This window comes from Mycobacterium sp. UM_11, from assembly GCF_001414075.1.
GTDB lineage: Bacteria > Actinomycetota > Actinomycetes > Mycobacteriales > Mycobacteriaceae > Mycobacterium.
This window is the reverse complement of the sequence record NZ_LATC01000032.1, coordinates 13,955-29,900: the sequence shown is the minus strand read 5'-3', so window position 1 is coordinate 29,900 and position 15,946 is coordinate 13,955. Positions and strand designations below refer to the sequence as shown.

General features: G+C 69.5%; 20 protein-coding genes. 11 read left to right on the top strand and 9 right to left on the bottom strand.

Annotated features, from left to right (window positions below):
• Positions 1 to 43: 43 nt before the first annotated feature.
• The 3 genes from WU80_RS10745 to WU80_RS10735 are packed head-to-tail and all read right to left on the bottom strand — an operon-like array spanning position 44 to position 3,167.
• Complete coding sequence (locus WU80_RS10745; protein WP_055403955.1) at positions 44 to 1,894, bottom strand: GMC family oxidoreductase; 1,851 nt, start codon at positions 1,892 to 1,894, stop codon at positions 44 to 46.
• The gene (locus tag WU80_RS10740) at positions 1,891 to 2,220 is read right to left on the bottom strand and encodes a hypothetical protein (protein ID WP_055403954.1); all 330 of its coding nucleotides are present in this window, start codon (positions 2,218 to 2,220) and stop codon (positions 1,891 to 1,893) included. The genes WU80_RS10745 and WU80_RS10740 overlap by 4 nt, the downstream gene beginning before the upstream one ends.
• The gene (locus WU80_RS10735; RefSeq protein ID WP_055403953.1) at positions 2,217 to 3,167 is read right to left on the bottom strand and encodes a hypothetical protein; all 951 of its coding nucleotides are present in this window, start codon (positions 3,165 to 3,167) and stop codon (positions 2,217 to 2,219) included. Before WU80_RS10735 ends, WU80_RS10740 begins: the two co-directional genes overlap by 4 nt.
• 43 nt (positions 3,168 to 3,210) lie before the next feature.
• On the opposite strand from WU80_RS10735, the gene WU80_RS10730 reads away from it, so the two are divergent.
• A complete protein-coding gene (locus tag WU80_RS10730; protein WP_055403952.1) occupies positions 3,211 to 3,963 on the top strand; it encodes a FadR/GntR family transcriptional regulator in 753 nt (250 codons plus the stop codon).
• On the opposite strand, the gene WU80_RS10725 is transcribed toward WU80_RS10730, so the two are convergent.
• Positions 3,926 to 4,720: a hypothetical protein gene (locus WU80_RS10725; RefSeq protein WP_055403951.1), complete on the bottom strand. Its 795-nt coding sequence runs from the start codon at positions 4,718 to 4,720 to the stop codon at positions 3,926 to 3,928. The genes WU80_RS10730 and WU80_RS10725 overlap by 38 nt on opposite strands.
• 119 nt (positions 4,721 to 4,839) lie before the next feature.
• Here WU80_RS10725 and WU80_RS10720 point away from each other — a divergent pair, with 119 nt between their 5' ends.
• The 9 genes from WU80_RS10720 to WU80_RS10685 all read left to right on the top strand — a co-directional run bounded on the left by WU80_RS10720 (position 4,840) and on the right by WU80_RS10685 (position 12,292).
• Positions 4,840 to 5,856, top strand: a complete 1,017-nt coding sequence (locus tag WU80_RS10720) for a Ppx/GppA phosphatase family protein (RefSeq protein ID WP_055403950.1) — start codon at positions 4,840 to 4,842, stop codon at positions 5,854 to 5,856.
• Entirely contained in the window at positions 5,853 to 6,767 is a 915-nt protein-coding gene (locus WU80_RS10715; protein ID WP_055403949.1) for a hypothetical protein, read from the top strand. The genes WU80_RS10720 and WU80_RS10715 overlap by 4 nt, the downstream gene beginning before the upstream one ends.
• Positions 6,768 to 6,791: 24 nt before the next feature.
• Positions 6,792 to 7,634, top strand: a complete 843-nt coding sequence (locus WU80_RS10710; protein WP_055403948.1) for a sugar phosphate isomerase/epimerase — start codon at positions 6,792 to 6,794, stop codon at positions 7,632 to 7,634.
• Positions 7,635 to 7,649: 15 nt separating this feature from the next.
• The gene (locus WU80_RS10705; RefSeq protein WP_055403947.1) at positions 7,650 to 8,492 is read left to right on the top strand and encodes a thioesterase family protein; all 843 of its coding nucleotides are present in this window, start codon (positions 7,650 to 7,652) and stop codon (positions 8,490 to 8,492) included.
• Between the two features lie 27 nt (positions 8,493 to 8,519).
• Positions 8,520 to 9,395: a pyrroline-5-carboxylate reductase gene (gene proC, locus WU80_RS10700; RefSeq protein ID WP_197285988.1), complete on the top strand. Its 876-nt coding sequence runs from the start codon at positions 8,520 to 8,522 to the stop codon at positions 9,393 to 9,395.
• Between the two features lie 140 nt (positions 9,396 to 9,535).
• Complete coding sequence (locus WU80_RS10695; RefSeq protein ID WP_046185670.1) at positions 9,536 to 9,790, top strand: cell division/environmental response transcriptional regulator; 255 nt, start codon at positions 9,536 to 9,538, stop codon at positions 9,788 to 9,790.
• 149 nt (positions 9,791 to 9,939) lie between these two features.
• Complete coding sequence (locus tag WU80_RS25370) at positions 9,940 to 10,041, top strand: 30S ribosomal protein bS22 (RefSeq protein WP_003402602.1); 102 nt, start codon at positions 9,940 to 9,942, stop codon at positions 10,039 to 10,041.
• A gap of 53 nt (positions 10,042 to 10,094) precedes the next feature.
• Positions 10,095 to 11,222: an SDR family oxidoreductase gene (locus WU80_RS10690; RefSeq protein WP_055404566.1), complete on the top strand. Its 1,128-nt coding sequence runs from the start codon at positions 10,095 to 10,097 to the stop codon at positions 11,220 to 11,222.
• Positions 11,204 to 12,292 (top strand): lysophospholipid acyltransferase family protein, encoded by a 1,089-nt coding sequence (locus WU80_RS10685; RefSeq protein ID WP_156349652.1) that lies wholly within the window; start codon positions 11,204 to 11,206, stop codon positions 12,290 to 12,292. Before WU80_RS10690 ends, WU80_RS10685 begins: the two co-directional genes overlap by 19 nt.
• 97 nt (positions 12,293 to 12,389) lie before the next feature.
• Here WU80_RS10685 and WU80_RS10680 read toward each other — a convergent pair whose 3' ends face one another.
• The 5 genes from WU80_RS10680 to WU80_RS10660 form a co-directional block, all read right to left on the bottom strand.
• Entirely contained in the window at positions 12,390 to 13,319 is a 930-nt protein-coding gene (locus WU80_RS10680; protein WP_055404568.1) for a cyclopropane mycolic acid synthase family methyltransferase, read from the bottom strand.
• 10 nt (positions 13,320 to 13,329) lie between these two features.
• A complete protein-coding gene (locus WU80_RS10675) occupies positions 13,330 to 13,842 on the bottom strand; it encodes a MaoC family dehydratase N-terminal domain-containing protein (protein WP_055404569.1) in 513 nt (170 codons plus the stop codon).
• Between the two features lie 46 nt (positions 13,843 to 13,888).
• A complete protein-coding gene (locus WU80_RS10670) occupies positions 13,889 to 14,794 on the bottom strand; it encodes an HAD family phosphatase (RefSeq protein ID WP_055404570.1) in 906 nt (301 codons plus the stop codon).
• A 180-nt stretch (positions 14,795 to 14,974) separates the two neighbouring features.
• Positions 14,975 to 15,265, bottom strand: a complete 291-nt coding sequence (locus WU80_RS10665; protein ID WP_055404581.1) for a WXG100 family type VII secretion target — start codon at positions 15,263 to 15,265, stop codon at positions 14,975 to 14,977.
• On the bottom strand, positions 15,258 to 15,566 hold the full coding sequence (locus tag WU80_RS10660; protein WP_055404571.1) for a WXG100 family type VII secretion target: 309 nt from the start codon (positions 15,564 to 15,566) through the stop codon (positions 15,258 to 15,260). Before WU80_RS10660 ends, WU80_RS10665 begins: the two co-directional genes overlap by 8 nt.
• A gap of 59 nt (positions 15,567 to 15,625) precedes the next feature.
• Here WU80_RS10660 and WU80_RS10655 point away from each other — a divergent pair, with 59 nt between their 5' ends.
• Positions 15,626 to 15,895, top strand: a complete 270-nt coding sequence (locus WU80_RS10655) for a glutaredoxin family protein (protein ID WP_055404572.1) — start codon at positions 15,626 to 15,628, stop codon at positions 15,893 to 15,895.
• The last annotated feature ends 51 nt before the right edge of the window (positions 15,896 to 15,946 follow it).

Sequence of the window (15,946 nt, the reverse complement as noted above, 5' to 3'; positions counted from 1 at the left end):
CCCCGCCCAGGACGCACCCGCAAAGCCCCGGCCGCACACACGATCAGCGGGCGCGGATCACCTCGTCGGCCACGCCCAGCGCCAGCGCCATGATCGACACCTGCGGGTTGACCTCCGGGCAGCTCGGCAGGATCGAGGCGTCGGCCACCCACACCCCGTCCACGCCGCGCAGCCGCCCCGTCTCGTCGACCGGGCAGAGCTGATCGTCGGCGCCGGCGGCCGCCGTGCCCGTCGGATGAAAAGCCGCCAGGTGCAGGCTTCTCGGGTCGCTGCGCCGCAACGCATCCTGCAGGGCGGGCAGCGACGTCACCGTCATCGCGCCGGGCAAACCAGTCAGCACCTCGCTCGCCCCGGCCGCGAACAACAGCCGGCCCATCGCCTCGAGTGCCACCACGAGCTTGCCGACGTCGGCGCGCGCGATGTTATAGCGCACCAGCGTCTCGCCGCGCACGGTGGACACCGAGCCGACGCCCCGATCGGCCACCATGGCGCCGAACGTCGCCACCCGGGGGGCCGCATCCAGCCAGCCGAGCAGCTCGGCACCGTAGCCCGGATACACCATCGAGCCCATCCCCGGCGGGGTGGAGGTCGCTTCGATGAGCACGCCGTGCGACTCGTGCAACTCGTGAACCGCGGCGCTTTGCAGCACGCCGTGCCAGGCCACCACGTCGTCCTCGAAGCGGCCCGCGAGCATGGTCGCCGGATGCAGCGCCAGGTTGCGGCCGAGCCGCGGGTGCGCGCCAAAGCCGCTGCGCCGCAACAACCCCGGCGTTTCGGTGGCGCCGGCCGCCACGATGACCGTGTCGGCCAGCACGTCCAGCGCGGTGCCGTCGGGCCGGCGGGCGCGCACCCCTCGTGCGCGCCCGTGCCCGTGCAGCACCCGCTCGACGCGGGCGTGGGAGATGATCCGCGTGCCCGAGGCGCACGCCTCGGGCAGCGCGTTGAGGTGCACGCCGAACTTGGCGTTGCGGGGGCAGCCGATCGCGCACTGGCAGCAGCCCTCGCAGCCCGGCGCGTTGCGCGGGATGGGCGCCGCCCGCCAGCCCAGCGTGGCGGCGGCCTCCAGCAGCAGCCGCCCGTTGTGGCCCATGACCTCCAGCGGCACCGGGGCAACCCGCAGCGTGCGTTCGACGTCGTCCAGGCGCGCGGCCAGCCGGTCGGAATCGGCCAGCGCGAGCCCGAATTCGTCGCGCCACCGCCGTTGCACGGCCGCCGGCGGGCGGTAGCAGGTGCCGGAGTTCACCACCGTGGTGCCGCCGACCGCCCGGCCGATGGGCAGCACCACCGACGGGCGGCCCAGGGCGACGGTGGCCCCCGCGCCGCGGTACAGCCCGGCGTAACGGTCGATCGGGTGGGTGGTGCGGAATTCCTCGACCGTCCACCGGCGCCCCTCCTCGAGGACGACGACGTCCAGGCCGGCCCGGGCCAGCGCGCGGGCCGCCATCGCCCCGCCGGCGCCCGACCCCACGATCACCGCGTCGGCGGTGACGACGGAGGCCTCATCGGCCGACGACACGATGTTCAGCGCGGCGTCGGGCCGGGCGGTCGCGTGCTGGCCGGCGTGCGAAATCAATTCCGTCGCATAGGTTTCCGCGCCGTTGGCCAGCAACACGATCGCCTTCATGGCCTCGACGGCCGCGCCGGCGTCCGGGCTCAGCGCGGCGACCCGGCGCAGGACCTGCTCCCGGCGGTCGGGGCCGAGCCGCGACAATGGCCGGCCGGTGGTGGCGTAGCTCGCCGCGGCCAGCGTGAACAACCCGGCGCGCACGGCCACGCGTGATGTCGTGGGCAGCTGCCGCAGGTAGCGCTCGACGCGGCCGGTCAGCTCGGGGGGCGTCGGGCCGCCGTACTCCTCCGGCAGCAGGGCGGTTCCGAACGAGGCGACCAGGCTCATGTCGTCCGCGCGAGCCGGCGGCCCAGCTTGATGAAGAACGGATAGGTGGCGAAGATGGCGGCGGCCGCCGCGTGCAGGGGCCAGTCCGCTTTGGCGGTGTTGACGCGGAAAACCCCGCTGTTCCACATGAAGTCGCGACCGTTGCGGGCGCGGAACGGCCGCCACAGCACCCCCAGTCCGGGGACGTTGTTGTACAAACCGAACGAGCCGCCGAAGAAGACGCCCAGCGTGGCGGCCTCGGCGGCGTCGCGCTGCTCGGCGGGCAGCCGCCGCTCGATCAGCAGGCCGGAGGCGAACAGCAGCGGTGGGTCGAGCAGAAAGCTCATGAAAGGATCCTTTCGTTGACCTCGGGTGCCGCGCGGCCGCGCAGGCCCACTTCGGCGTGCCCGGTGCCCAGCACCGACCACCGCCGGTCGTCGATCTCGATGTGGACGTCGGCCTGTTCGGTGTTGGTGCACACCGCTTTTCCGCCGTCGGGGTCGGTGTACTCCAGGCTCACGCACCGCTCCGCGGGCTGGTCCACGCGGATCAGGACCCGACGGCCGCCGATGCGGCCCTCCAGCTGCCAGTGCGCCAGCCCAAGGGTAGTCCGCATCCGCAGCGACGGCAAAGGGCTTGCGGGCCAATCCTTTCCGTCGATGCGAAACCGCACGAACGCCAGCGGGGCCAGCTTGTTCAGCCCCGGCCTATTGGAGACCGCCGCAACGACTTCCATGACGTCGCCGTTGCCCAGGTCGGCGTGGACCCAACCCCAGCGCTTGGCGTTGCCGTGCCCGTAGATGTGCGCGACGCCGCCACGCCAGCCGTCGATGCGCGCCGCGGTGCCGCCGACGGTCAGCGAGCCGGTGAAGTCGGCGGTGGGGGCGATGACGACCTGGGCGCCCGGCAACAGCTCGCGGTCCCAGGCCGCGCGGGGAAACGTCCACAGCGGTGCGCCGGTGTCCGTCCACGCCAGGTCCCAGGCGAGCGACCCGGCGCGTCCGCTGAGCTGCCCGTCGCCCACCCGGACGCCTTCGGCGTCGAACCACCAGGACCCGCTGGCGGGCCGGGTGGGCGCGGGACCGAACCGCTCGGTGCGGGGCGGGCCGTCGGGCGAAAACCAGGTGGCCCAGCCGTGCGCGTAGGCGTCGCCGGCGAGCGGGGCGACCGTCTCGCAGTGCACCCACAGCCCGGCGCGCGTCGCCGGATCCGACAGGGTGGCGTACCACACTTCCAGGCGGCCGGCCTTGCCGCGCCAGCGTGGATTCGCCGCCGATTGCGTGTCGCCGTCCATTGCTCAACCTCCCGAGGGTTAATCCACTATATTGGTTGAGCCAATGAACCAGTCAAATCCGCTGCGTCCGCCGGACCGTCAACGCGTCGACGAACAGATCGCCGCGTCGATCACCGACGCGATCCTCGACGGCGCGTTTCCGGCGGGCTCGGCCCTGCCGCCCGAGCGCGAGCTGGCCGAACAGCTCGGCGTCAACCGCACGTCGCTGCGCCAGGGCCTGGCCCGGCTCCAGCAGATGGGCCTGATCGAGGCCCGGCACGGCAGCGGCAACGTGGTCGCCGACCCGCAGGGGCTCACCCACCCCGCGGTGGTCGAGGCGCTGGTGCGCAAGTTGGGGCCGGAGTTTTTGGTGGAGCTGTTCGAGATCCGGGCGGCGTTGGGGCCGTTGATCGGGCGATCGGCGGCGCGACGGCGCGCCCCCGAGGATGCCGAGACGCTGCGCGCCGCGCTGGCCGCGGTCGTTGAGGTCGACAGCGCTGCGGCGCGCCAGGCCGCCGACCTCGCCTACTTCCGGGTGCTCATCCACCACAGCCGCAACCGCGCGCTGGGGTTGCTCTATCGCTGGGTCGAGCACGCCTTCGGCGGCCGCGAGCACCAGCTCACCGCGGCGTACGACGACGCCGCGCCGGTGGTGGCCGGGCTCACCGCGATCACCGAGGCCGTGCTGGCGGGCGACGAAGCGGGGGCCGCCGCGGCCGTCGAGGCGTACCTGCACGCCAGCGCGCAGCGAATGGTGTTGTCCTACAACAAAACCGAGGCTATTCCGCGAGGCGAGTCGCGGGATGAACCGCGATGAGGCCCAATTTGGCGCGGCGCTTGCACATGGCCGCCAGCTCCGCGTAGGCCTTGGCGCCGAGCAGTTCGGTGAGCTCGTCGGCCATGCTCTCCCACACCTGCTTGGCGCCGACGTGGGCGCCCGGGTCACCCGTGCAGTACCAGTGCAGGTCGGCGCCCCCGGAACCCCAGCCGCGCCGATCGTATTCGGTGACAGTGGTTTTGAGGATCTCGGTGCCGTCGGGCCGCGTCACCCACTCCTGGCTGCGCCGGATCGGCAGCTGCCAGCAGACGTCGGGCTTCATGGTCAGCGGCGCGACGCCCAGCTTGAGGGCCTTGCTGTGCAGCGCGCACCCGACACCCCCCGGGAAGCCGGGCCGGTTCAAGAAGATGCAGGCGTCCTTGTGTTTGCGGGTGCGGTACTGGGCCTGCCCGTCGTGCTCGTCGAGTTCCAGATATCCCTTGCGGCCCAAGCCCTTTTCGCGGAATTGCCAGTCGTCGTCGGTCAGGTGCCGCACCGCGTCGTCGAGCCGGGCGCGGTCGTCGTCGTCGGACAGGAACGCCCCGTGCGAGCAGCAGCCGTCGTCCGGGCGGCCCGCCACCGTGCCGTGGCAGGCGGGGGTGCCGAACACGCACGTCCACCGCGACAGCAGCCAGGTCAGGTCGGCCGCGATCAGGTGCTCCGGATTGTCCGGGTCGTAGAACTCCACCCATTCACGGGCGAAGTCCAGCTCGACCTCTTGTCCCGGCTCAGGGTAGGAATTCGCCACGGCGTCCACGTTAGACGACGCATCCGGCTCTTCGACCCGCTGACACTCGGGGCCCGACCGAACATCGTCGGCAACTTCCTTTGCGGGCCGCACGCGGGGTCCGCCCATATCCGACTAGGTTGTTTTCCGTGCGATTGGGCGTTCTCGACGTGGGCAGCAACACAGTTCATCTGTTGGTGGTTGATGCGCACCGTGGTGGGCATCCCACGCCCATGAGTTCGACGAAGGCCACCCTGCGGCTGGCCGAGTCGATCGACAGCTCGGGCAAGATCACCAAGCGCGGCGCCGAGAAGCTGATCTCCACGATCGACGAGTTCGCCAAGATCGCCGACAGCTCCGGCTGCGCCGAGTTGATGGCCTTCGCGACCTCCGCGCTGCGCGACGCGGTGAACTCCGACGACGTGCTGACCCGCGTCCGCAAGGAAACCGGCGTCGAACTGGAGGCGCTGAGCGGGGTCGACGAGTCGCGGCTGACCTTCCTCGCGGTGCGCCGCTGGTACGGGTGGAGCGCGGGGCGGATCATCAACCTCGACATCGGCGGCGGCTCGTTGGAGATGTCCAGTGGCGTCGACGAGGAGCCGGAGGTGGCGCTGTCGCTGCCGCTGGGCGCCGGCCGGCTGACCCGCGAGTGGCTGCCCGACGACCCACCCGGGCGGCGCCGGGTGGGGATGCTGCGGGACTGGCTGGACGCCGAGCTCGCCGAGTCCGCCGTGACGATGCTGGAAGCCGGCGCTCCGGACCTGGCGGTGGCGACGTCGAAGACGTTTCGCTCGCTGGCGCGGCTCACCGGTGCGGCCCCGTCGGCCGACGGGCCGCGGGTGAAGCGGACGCTCACAGCAAACGGCCTCAGGCAACTCATATCTTTCATCTCTAGGATGACGACCGCCGACCGGGCAGAACTGGAAGGAGTGAGCGCCGAGCGGGCGCCGCAGATCGTGGCGGGTGCGCTGGTGGCGGAGGCGAGTATGCGAGCGCTGTCGATCGAATCGGTGGATATCTGCCCGTGGGCATTACGGGAAGGTCTCATCTTGCGCAAACTCGACAGCGAAGCCGACGGAACGCCCCTCATGAAGCGATCCGTGCGCGATGCTGGAGGCCAGGCAGGTGATCGGGACGGCAACCGATCGAGAGGCGACAAAGCATGACCGGACCACACTCCGAGACCGAGAGCGCGGGCACTCGGCCGATCTCGGTGGCCGAACTTCTGGCCAGGAATGGAACCATCGGCGCCCCGGCGGTCACCCGGCGGCGCCGCCGCCGGCGCGGAGACAGCGACGCGGTGACCGTCGCCGAGCTGACCGGCGAGATTCCGGTCATCTCCGACGACGACGAGGACCCCCGCACCGCCGAGCAACCGAGCGCCGAACCCGTCGCCACCGCCCCGCAGCAGCAAACCGAAGCCAAGCCCGCCACCGCGTACTGGTCGCAGCCGGAGCCGCGCTGGCCCAAGTCGCAGCCGAAGAAGCCGTCCGGACCGGAGCGCAGCGAGTACCCGCGCCCGCTGAGCCATGCCGAGGCGACGAACGGCACCGGCCAATCCGGCGCCGAGGACATGAATCCCGACCCGCTGGACCATTACAGCGACCTCCCGGTCGACGTGATGGATTCGGAGGTGCGCGAGGCCGAAACCGCGCAGGAGGATTCCGCGTACGTGCGCTCCTACCTGCAGACCGAGACCGACGAGGCCGAGGAGGACGTCGACCCGCTGGCCGCCGGATACGTGCCCGAGGAGGACCTCGACGAGACGAGGCACGCGGACGCGGCCACCGACACCCACGCGCCCGGCCGGTTCGAGGGGATCTGGCGCGGCAGCCTGGTCGTGTTCCAGTCGATCCTGGCCGTCGCTTTCGGCGCGGGATTGTTCGTCGCCTTCGACCAGTTGTGGCGCTGGAACAGCATCGTGGCCCTGGTGCTCTCGGTGCTGGTGATCCTGGGCCTGGTGGTCGGCGTCCGGGTGGTGCGCAAGACCGAGGACATCGCCAGCACGTTGATCGCGGTCGCGGTGGGGGCGTTGATCACCCTGGGCCCCCTGGCGCTGTCGCTGCAGTCGGGCTAGGCGGACCCGGGACCACACAGACCGTTGCGCCCAGCTATCAAAGTCGGACTCTCAACGGCTTCGGTGTACCCATTGCGGGCCGAGGCCGCGTTCGAGTACGCCGCCCGGCTCGGCTACGACGGGGTCGAGCTGATGGTGTGGGCCGAAACGGTCAGTCAGGACATCGACGCCGTCGCCAAACTGTCCCGGCGCTATCGGGTACCGGTGCTGTCCGTGCACGCGCCCTGCCTGCTGATCTCGCAACGGGTGTGGGGCGCTAACCCGATCCCCAAGCTGGACCGCAGCGTGCGCGCCGCCGAGCAGCTCGGCGCGCAGACCGTCGTCGTGCACCCGCCGTTTCGCTGGCAGCGGCGCTACGCCGAGGGCTTCAGCGAGCAGGTCGCGGCGCTGGAGGCCTCGAGCGACGTGATGGTCGCGGTGGAAAACATGTTCCCGTTCCGCGCGGACCGGTTCTTCGGATCGGGCCAGTCGCTGGAGCGGATGCGCCGGCGTGGCGGCGGCCCGGGCCCGGCCATCTCGGCGTTCGCGCCCTCCTACGACCCGCTGGACGGCAACCACGCGCACTACACGCTGGACCTGTCCCACACCGCGACCGCGGGCAGCGATTCGCTGGACATGGCCCAGCGGATGGGCGACGGGCTGGTCCACCTGCATCTGTGCGACGGCAGTGGTCTGCCCGCCGACGAGCACCTGGTGCCCGGGCACGGCACCCAGCCCACCGCGGAGGTCTGCCAGATGCTGGCCGGCAGCCACTTCGGCGGCCACGTCATCCTGGAGGTGTCCACGTCCAGCGCGCGTTCGGCCAACGAGCGCGAAAGCATGCTCGCCGAATCGCTGCAGTTTGCCCGCACGCACCTGCTGCGCTGATCAATCCAGGAGACCATGAACGCGTTATTCACCACCGCGATGGCATTGCGGGAGGTTGACCCCGGCGTCTTTGAAGGCGAGCTCAACAAGCACTGGACCATCGGCCCGAAGGTGCACGGCGGCGCGATGCTGGCGCTGTGCGCCAACGCCGCCCGCAGCGCCTGCGGCGGACCGTCGGCCGGCTTTGAGGCGGTCCAGCAACCGGTCGCGGTGTCGGCGAGCTTCCTGTGGGCCCCCGACCCGGGGCCGATGCGGCTGGTGACCTCGATCCGCAAGCGTGGCCGGCGGATCAGCGTGGTCGACGTCGAGCTCACCCAGGACGACCGCACCGCGGTGCACGCCGTGGTCAACCTCGGTGAGCCGGAGCACTTTCCGCCCGACGGTGACGCCAAGCCGTTGCTGTCGGCCAACCCCGTGGTGGGCCTGATGGCGCCCGAGCCGCCCGACGACGTCGCGCCGATCGGGCCCGGCCACCCGCTGGCCGGCCTGGTGCACCTCGGCGAGGGCTGCGACGTGCGACCGGTGTTGTCGACGCTCGGGCCGACGGCCGACGGGGGACCGCCGGTGATCCAGATGTGGGCGCGCCCCCGGGGCGTGGCGCCGGACGCGCTGTTCGCGTTGATGTGCGGGGATCTGTCCGCGCCGGTGACCTTCGCGGTGGAGCGCACCGGCTGGGCGCCCACCGTCCAGCTGACGGCCTTCCTGCGCGGCTTGCCCGCCGACGGGTGGCTCCGGATCATCGCGACCTGCACCGAAATCGGGCATGACTGGTTCGACGAGGACCACACCGTCGTCGACAGTCTGGGCCGCCTCGTCGTGCAGGCCCGCCAACTGGCGCTGGTCCCTGCCGCCGGGTAGCCGCCGGTGTCTGCGATGCTGTCGGGCATGGCAAGAATCGCGATCATCGGTGGCGGCAGCATCGGGGAGGCACTGCTGTCGGGTCTGCTGCGCGCGGGCCGGCAGGTCAAAGACCTGGTGGTGGCCGAGCGGGTTCCGGAGCGCGCCGAGTATCTGGCAGCCACCTATTCGGTGCTGATCACCTCGGTGGCCGACGCGGTGGAGAACGCGTCCTTCGTCGTGGTGGCGGTGAAGCCGGGCGATGTCGAGCCGGTGATGGCGGAGCTGGCCAAGGCGGCCGCCGCGGCCGAGACCGACAGCGCCGAGCAGGTGTTCGTCACCGTCGCGGCCGGAATCGGCCTCTCGTACTTCGAGTCGAAGCTGCCCGCCGGGACGCCGGTGGTGCGCGCCATGCCCAACGCGGCGGCGTTGGTCGGCGCGGGGGTGACCGCCCTGGCCAAGGGCCGGTTCGTCACCGTCCCGCAGCTCGAGGGGGTCTCGGCCCTGTTCGACTCCGTCGGCGGCGTGCTGACCGTGCCGGAAGCCCAGATGGACGCGGTGACCGCGCTTTCCGGGTCGGGCCCGGCCTATTTCTTCTTGATGGTCGAGGCCCTGGTGGACGCCGGGGTGGCCGCCGGTCTGAGCCGCGAGGTGGCCACCGACCTGACCGCGCAGACCATGGCCGGGTCGGCGGCCATGCTGCTGGAACGGATGGACGCCGAGCGGCGACCGGCCGAGGGGGAGGCGCCGGGGTTGCGGGTGGACGCCACCGCGACCCAGCTGCGGGCCACCATCACCTCACCCGGGGGAACCACCGCCGCCGGGCTGCGCGAACTGGAACGGGGCGGCCTGCGCGCGGCCGTGGATGCGGCGGTTCAGGCCGCCAAAATGCGCTCTGAGCAGCTAAGAATTACATCGGAGTAATCCAAGATTTTTGAACTGATTGTCCCCCACCAGTACCAGTAACCCCATTAGTCCCGCTATTCTCCTCTTTGTATGCACGTGTGGGTGCCAGCGGAGGGGAAGCCGCTGGCATTGCGGGTGCCTGACACGATTGGGTTGCGATGACGTCTACGAACGGGCCATCGGCGCGCGATTCTGCTGGTAAGCGGGACACCGGTTCCGGCGAGGGCCAGCAGGGCAGGACACAGTTCTTGACCGTCGCCGAGGTGGCGGCGTTGATGCGGGTCTCCAAGATGACGGTGTACCGGCTGGTGCACAACGGCGAGCTGCCCGCGGTCCGCGTCGGGCGGTCTTTCCGCGTGCACGCCAAGGCGGTGCACGACATGTTGGAGACGTCCTACTTCGACGCGGGCTGAGACGAAACCGGCCGCCCGCTGACTGCGCGCGGCCGGCCATGCGCGCTCCGCTGCGGACGCCGACGCCGGTTTGGTGTTCGGTGCGTCCCGCCGGGTAAAGTGTCCGGGTCAATCGGAGCAAGCAGGTCACGGGTCAGATAGCGGAGTTCATGGGTTCAGTAATCAAGAAGCGGCGCAAGCGCATGTCGAAGAAGAAGCACCGCAAGTTGTTGCGCCGCACCCGGGTGCAGCGCAGAAAACTCGGTAAGTAGGGCCCGCCCGCGGCGTCCTGCTGCGGTCTCTGAAGAGTCGATAGGCTGTTTGGGTGGATCAGTCGAGTGGGGATGGCGCCGGAAACGGCGGCACCGCGAGCAACACGGTGCATTACCCCAAGGTTGTGCTGGTCACCGGGGCGTGCCGGTTCCTGGGCGGCTACCTGACCGCTCGGCTCGCGCAGAATCCGATGATCAACGCGGTCATCGCGGTGGACGCGATCGCGCCCAGCAAGGACATGCTGCGCCGGATGGGCCGCGCGGAGTTCGTTCGGGCCGACATCCGTAATCCCTTCATAGCCAAGGTGATTCGCAACGGCGATGTCGACACGGTGGTACACGCGGCGGCCGCCTCGTACGCGCCCCGCTCCGGCGGCACCGCGGCGCTGAAGGAAATCAACGTGATGGGCGCGATGCAGCTGTTCGCGGCCTGTCAGAAGGCGCCTTCCGTGCGCCGCGTCGTGCTCAAGTCGACGTCGGAGGTGTACGGCTCCAGCGCGCACGATCCGGTGATGTTCACCGAGGACAGCACCAGTCGCCGGCCCCTGCGCGGCGGCTTCGCCAAGGACAGCCTCGACATCGAGGCCTACGCCCGCGGCCTGGGGCGGCGCCGGCCCGACATCGCCGTGACGATCCTTCGCTTGGCTAACATGATCGGGCCGGCGATGGACACCACGCTGTCGCGCTACCTGGCCGGGCCGCTGGTGCCCACGATGTTCGGCCGCGACGCGCGGCTGCAGTTGCTGCACGAGCAGGATGCGTTGGGCGCGCTGGAGCGCGCGGCGATGGCCGGCAAGGCCGGCACCTTCAACGTCGGCGCCGAGGGCATCATCATGCTGTCGCAGGCGATCCGCCGGGCTGGCCGTATTCCGTTGCCAGTGCCCGGTTTTGGCGTCTGGGCGCTGGATTCATTGAGACGGGCTAACCGTTACAACGAGATCAGCCGCGATCAATTCGCCTACCTGAGCTACGGCCGGGTCATGGACACCACCCGGATGCGGACGGAACTCGGCTACCAGCCGAAATGGACGACCGCCGAGGCGTTCGACGACTACGTCCGCGGCCGTGGCATGACTCCCATTATCGACCCGCATCGGGTACGCTCCTTGGAAAGTCGCGCCATATCCTTAGCCCAGCGCTGGGGTAGCCGAAATCCAAGTTCGTGGGGTGGGGTCAGGTAGGAATCGTGGCGGGTGAAACCAGAGCGAATGTCATTCCACTGCACACGAATCGGGGTCGGGTAGCGGCGCGTCGGAGATCCGATCAGCGCGCGGAGTCTGCTGGCCAGCATCCTTCCTTGCTTTCGGACCCGCACGGTAGGGCGTCGGCGGAAGAGATCGCCGCCGTCGTCCGCGAGATCGACGAGCACCGCCGCGGCACGGGCGCCGGCTCGGCCGACGTACCCCTCAACGAACTCGCGCAGCGGGTCGCCGCGGTGGCCGGCTTCCTGCGGCAGCGGATCACCGGCGACTACAGCGTCGACGAGTTCGGCTTCGATCCGCACTTCAACAGCGCGATCGTCCGGCCGTTGCTCCGGTTCTTCTTCCGGTCGTGGTTCCGGGTCGAGGTCAGCGGCGTCGAGAACCTGCCCAGCGAGGGGGCCGCGTTGGTGGTGGCCAACCACGCCGGCGTGCTGCCGTTCGACGGCCTGATGCTGTCGGTGGCGGTTCATGACGAGCATCCCGCGCAGCGGGACCTGCGGCTGCTCGCCGCCGACATGGTGTTCGACCTGCCCGTGGTGGGCGAAGCCGCCCGCAAGGCGGGCCATACCATGGCCTGCACCACCGACGCGCACCGGCTGCTCGCCGCCGGCGAACTGACGGCCGTGTTCCCCGAGGGCTACAAGGGACTGGGCAAGCGCTTCGAGGACCGCTACCGGCTGCAGCGCTTCGGCCGCGGTGGCTTCGTCACGGCGGCGCTGCGCACCAAGGCGCCCATCATCCCGTGCTCCATCATCGGTTCGGAAGAGATCTACCCGATGCTGACCGATGTGAAGCTGCTGGCCAGACTGTTCGGCCTGCCGTATTTCCCGATCACGCCGCTGTTCCCACTGGCGGGGCCGGCGGGCCTGGTCCCGCTGCCCTCGAAGTGGCGCATCGCTTTCGGCGAGCCGATCTACACCAGCGACTACGCCGCCTCCGACGCCGACGACCCGATGGTCACCTTCGAGGTGACCGACCAGGTTCGCGAGACCATCCAGCAGACGCTGTACCGGTTGCTCGCCGGCAGGCGCAACATCTTCTTCGGCTGAGCTCTTCGTTTCCCGGCCCGGCCCGTTTCGCTTTCCGGGCTTCGCCGACGCGAAAACGCCCCGGAGCCAACGGCTTCCGGGGCGTTTGTCGCTCGAACTATTTGACCATCGTGAACTGGCAGACGTTCGTGTAGCCGTCGCGGAACAGGTCCGAGCAGCCCCGCAAGTACTTCAGGTAGATGTCGTAGGTCTCCTGGCCCTTCAGGGCGATCGCCTCTTCCTTGTGCGCCTCGAGGGCATCGCCCCAGGCCGTCAGCGTCGGCACGTAGTTCTTGCCGATGAAGTGGTGTCGCTCGATCTTGAAGCCCGCGTCCGTCGCGTACTTGTCGACCAGGTCGACCTGGGGCAGCTTTCCGCCCGGGTAGATCTCCTTGAGGATGAAGCTGATGAACCGCAGCAGGGTCATGTTCACCTGCAGGCCCATCTTCTTGCCCTCTTCGGCGCTGGGCACCACGATCGAGTGCAGCAGCATGCGGCCGTCGTCGGGCAGCAGGTCGTAGTACTTCTTGAAGAAGGTGGCGTACCGCTCGTACCCCGCGTCACCGGCGCCGTCGGCGAAGTGCTCGAACGCTCCCAGCGACACGATGCGGTCGATAGGTACGTCGCCGGGGAATTCCTCCCAGCCCTGGATCCGCACCTCCTTGCGGCGCGGGCTGTCCATCTTCTCGAACTCGGCCACGCAATGGGCGTACTGGTTTTCGCTGAGCGTCAGGCCGATGACGTTGACGTCGTACTCGTCGACGGCGTGCCGCATCGTCGAACCCCACCCGGAGCCGATGTCGAGCAGCGTCATGCCCGGTTCCAGGTGGAGCTTGTCGAGGGCGAGCTTGCGCTTGGCGTACTGCGCCTCTTCGAGCGTCTTGGTCAGGTTCTGCGGGTCCGGATTCTCGTCGAAGTAACCGCAGCTGTACGTCATCGACGGGTCAAGCCAAAGCTTGAAGAATTCGTTCGATTTGTCGTAGTGCGACCGAACCTTGTCGACCGGCGGCTTCAGCTGGGTGCTACCCGTTTCCCCCTGTGACGTCATAGATTCGAACCTACTTTCCCGCTGAGATTGACGCGACTGCCGCGACGGTGGCTTCGTGGTCGGCTTCGTGGTGGGCGGCTTCTCCCAGCATCGTGACTGTACTGGTGATCACCGGTTTGCCCTCGGCGTCCGTGACCTCGCTGCGGATCTCGGTGATCACGGCGCCATGGGACTCAATGACCGAGTCTAGATAAGTGTCGAAGTAAAGCCTATCCCCGGCGACGATCGGCCGGTGGAACTTGAATTTCTGGTCGCGGTGCATGACCCGCGCGATGTTGATCGGGATGCTGAACTTGGTGAAGATCTCCAGCTGCACGCGCCGACCCGCGATGGCGAGGAATGTGGGCGGGGCCACCAGCCCGTCATATCCAGCCTCGGCGGCGTCGGCCTCGTTGAAGTGCGTCGGATGGTCGTTGCTGATGGCGAGCGCGAACTCCCGGATCTTCTCGCGGCCGACCAGGAAGTAATCCGGAGCCCGGTAATGGCTGCCGATGAGCCCTTCGGCTCCTTTGGGGATTGTCATACCGCTGTCGCTCTCCGCTTCGAATAGGTCTCAGCGGCGCAGCCTATCAGCGGGATTGCCGCCGGGATGCCACCGCGGCCAGTGCCCCGCCGGCAGCCCCCAGCGCCAGCGCCGACGGCACCCCGATCCGCGCGGCCTTGCGGGCGGTGCGAAAGTCCCGGATCTCCCAACCGCGTTCGCGCGCCAGGGTGCGCAGGCGCGCGTCCGGGTTGATGGCGACCGCGGTGCCCACCAACGACAGCATTGGCACGTCATTGAAGCTGTCGGAGTAGGCGGTGCAGCGCTTGAGGTTGAGCCCCTCCCGGATCGCCAGCGATCGCACGGCGTGCGCCTTGCCGGTGCCGTGCAGGATCTCGCCGACGAGCCGGCCGGTGAACACGCCGTCGACCGACTCCGCAACGGTACCCAGGGCGCCGGTCAGGCCGAGCCGCCGCGCGATGGTCGCCGCGAGCTCGTAAGGGGTGGCTGTGATCAGCCAGACCTGCTGGCCGGCGTCTAGGTGCATCTGCGTGAGTTCGCGGGTGCCGGGCCAGATCTTGTCCGCGATGATCTCGTCGTAGATCTCCTCACCCAGGGCCACCAGCTGTTCGACCGACCGGCCCTCGATGAAGGCGAGCGCTTTGCGGCGGCCGGCGGCGACGTCGTTGCTGTTCTCCTTGCCGAGGACCTGGAATTTGGCCTGGGCATAGATGAAGCCGAGCACGTCGCGATAGGTGAAGTAGTTCCGCGCCGCGAGCCCGCGACCGAAGTGCACCGCCGAGGAGCCCTGCACCAGGGTGTTGTCGACGTCGAAGAAGGCGGCTGCGGTCAGGTCGATCGGCGGCTGCGGGCGGTCCTCGCCGGCGGTCTCGGCCTGCAGGCCCTCCAGCGCGCGGGCGGCGCTGGCGTCGGCGGCCAGCGATTCCAAGTCGGCGCGACTGACGTCGCCGTTGACCGGGTCAGAGGAAGTCATCGCCAAACCTCCTAGATCGCTGTGTTGCCTGGCGACCCAGTGGGTCCCGGTACTCAACCCTATCCGGCGGGGGGTGGGGGAGGCGCAGCCGAAGGCGCCGAGCGGAGTCTCTTTGCACTCAGTCGCGGAGGTGCGCGATGGTCGACAAACCGGTCCTCACACGCCAGGGGCGCCATGTGCTCACGACCACATGCCGAGATTCGTCGACATCGCGCCCGTGTAGTTGCCGTGCGCGGTCGTGGCCACCTTCTCGAGTTGCGCCAGCGCCTCGCGCATCATCGCCTCGCCGCGCACCCAGTGCTGGTGCGCCTCGGCGTGGGCCGCTGCGGCCTCGCCCGTCCACACGGCGTGCAAATGCGTTACCCGCGAATCGATTTCGGCGATCATGTCCTCGGCGTAGCGCTGAAAGCCCGCCATCCGCTGCACCGCATCGGCCAACGCCTGCGGATCCACCCGAAACGCCTCAGCCACCACGCACCGCCCGCTCCGCTTGGGCCGACCGGGCCTCGTTACCCGCATACGCACCGCCGGCCTCGCCCACCAGGTGCGCCAGCATCGACAACCCGTGCTCCACTTCGCGGGCGCCCCGATGCCACAGCTCCCACGCCGCCCCGTACGCGGTGCCCGACGCGCCCTGCCAGCCGCCCAACAACCGTCCCACCTGATCGTCCAGCTGGGCGAGCTGGCCCGAAAGTTGCTCGGCCGCACCGCTGAGCGATGTGGCGGCGCCCCGCATCACCGCGGGATCAACCCGCACTGTCGCCTCGGCCATGAGCGGAACATAACGCCTGGTAAATAGGCCCACAAGTCACCGATGCCAGACTGGTGCCCATGACCGAAGCGACCGGCCGCCCGCGGGTGGAACTCCTGACCCGCGACGGCTGCACCATCTGCGAGCGGGTGCATGCCCGGCTGGGCGAACTGGCGGCCGAGCTGGGCTTCGAGCTCTCCACCACCGACGTCGACGCCGCCGCGGCGGCGGGCAACCCGGCGCTGCGGGCGGAGTTCGGCGACCGGCTGCCCGTGATCCTGCTCGACGGCCGCGAGCACAGCTACTGGGATATCGACGAGGCGCGGCTGCGCGCGGATCTCGGGAGATGAGGGCCACCGGGCAATTATTTGGTAGCCCACCTGTTAAACGATTACCGTGGA